Source organism: Burkholderia sp. HAN2018, assembly GCF_024704855.1.
GTDB lineage: Bacteria > Pseudomonadota > Gammaproteobacteria > Burkholderiales > Burkholderiaceae > Burkholderia > Burkholderia cepacia.
The window spans coordinates 1-1,737 of record NZ_QOBB01000483.1 but is presented as its reverse complement, the minus strand read 5'-3'; the positions used below and the strand labels follow the sequence as shown (position 1 = coordinate 1,737).

The window sequence follows — 1,737 nt, the reverse complement described above, 5'->3', positions numbered from 1 at the left end:
CGACGCACGCGAGCCGTTCGCGGCAGCGCCGCCGGCCATGCACGCGGCCGCGTTCGACGCGCGGGCCGATCTGCCGGCAGTGGCGGCCGAACCGGTTGCGCCCGTTGCAACGGTCGCACCGGTGGCCGAAGGCCCCGCGCCGACGCTGGAAGACGCACAGGCGCTGGCGAATGCCGGCGCGTTCGACGAGGCCGAGCGCGTGCTCGCGCAGTTCTCGGCGCGCGTCGGGCCGCACGCCGATGCGTTCTACCTGAACGGGCTGATCGCGGATGCGCGCGGGCGCGCATCGGAAGCCGGCGACTTCTACAGGAAGGCGCTGTACCTGCGGCCCACGCATCACGAAGCGCTGACCCATCTCGCGACGCTGCTCGACGTCGGCGGCGATCGCGCGGGCGCGCAATGGCTGCTCGAGCGTGCACGGCGCTCGGCCGGCTGACAAGACTACGGGTTGGGGACCGACACCGCGATGACCAGAGGAATTCATGAACCGCGCCGCCGCTGCCATTGACGAGACGACGATCGACGTCGACGATTGCTGGAACCGGATCGGCACGCGCGGCGACCGTACGTGCGAGCGGCTGAACGAGTGCCTGCGCTGCCTGAACTGCCCGGTGTACGCGTATCACGCGGCGAAGCTGCTCGAGCGCCCGCTCGACGGAGCGGAGATGGCCGACGCCACGCGCCGGATGAGCGCGCCCGGCACGCCGCACGTGCGCGACGCCGACGCCGATACGCGCCATGCGGCGCTGGCGTTTCGCGTGGCCGACGAATGGCTCGCGCTGCCGATCGGCGTGCTGCGCGAGATCGCCGGTACGCGCCCGATCCATTCGCTGCCGCATCGCCGCAATTCGGCCGTGCGCGGCGTGGTCAACATCCGCGGCACGCTGCGCATCGCGATCTCGATCGGCGCGCTGCTCGGACTCGATGTCGGCAAGGGCGGCAAGGGCGGTGACGACGGCCGCTTCACGCGGCTGCTGGTCGCCGCGCACCAGGGCGAGCCGGTCGTGTTTCCGGTCGACGAAGTCGAGGGCGTGCTGCGCTTCGGCGCATCCGACTGGGTGCCCGTGCCGGCCACGGTCGGGCGCGCGAGCGCCGGCCTGTCGCGCGGCGTGCTGTCGTGGCGTGGGAAGTCGGTGGGCCTGCTCGACGACGACCGCCTGTTCGACGCAGTCACACGGAGCATGCGATGAGCGGCGATGACGACCTGAGCCACCTGTCGCTGCTCGAGCTGTATCGCGAGGAGACGCGCACGCAGACCCAGGCGCTGTCCGAACGGCTGCTCGCGCTCGAATCGGGCGAGCCCGATTCCGTCGCGCTCGAGGCATGCATGCGCGCCGCGCATTCGCTGAAGGGGGCCGCGCGCATCGTCGGCGTGCCGCTCGGCGTCGACATCGCGGGACGGATGGAGGAGTGCTTCGTCGCCGCGCAGGCCGGCACGATCGCGCTGACGGCCACGCACGTCGATGTGCTGCTGGCGGGCGTCGATTTGCTGGTGCGCGTCGGCGATCCGCAGGCGCAGCCCGTGACGCAGACGGAGATCGACGTGTTCGCGGCGGCGCTCACGGGTGCCGACGGCGCGCAGACGATGCAGGTGTCGGGCGTCGTCCCGCCGCAGGCGCCGCCGACGGTCGTGCCGTATCGCGAGCACGACGGTGCCGCGAACGAGCCCGCCGGGGCGAGTGCCGCGGTGCCGCCGCTTGCGGTCTCGAGCGCGGTGCCCGATCCGGCCCAGGCCGG

2 protein-coding genes and 1 pseudogene are annotated in these 1,737 nt (G+C 72.6%); all 3 read left to right on the top strand.

The annotated features are described in order from the left end of the window. A pseudogene (locus DPV74_RS41205) lies at positions 1-436 on the top strand (MCP methyltransferase); the annotation flags it as partial. A 46-nt stretch (positions 437-482) separates the two neighbouring features. Then, on the top strand, positions 483-1,190 hold the full coding sequence (locus DPV74_RS41200; RefSeq protein WP_027790999.1) for a chemotaxis protein CheW: 708 nt from the start codon (positions 483-485) through the stop codon (positions 1,188-1,190). Next, the coding region (locus DPV74_RS41195; protein ID WP_205571991.1) for an Hpt domain-containing protein at positions 1,187-1,737 on the top strand (551 nt) is incomplete at its 3' end. The genes DPV74_RS41200 and DPV74_RS41195, both read left to right, overlap by 4 nt.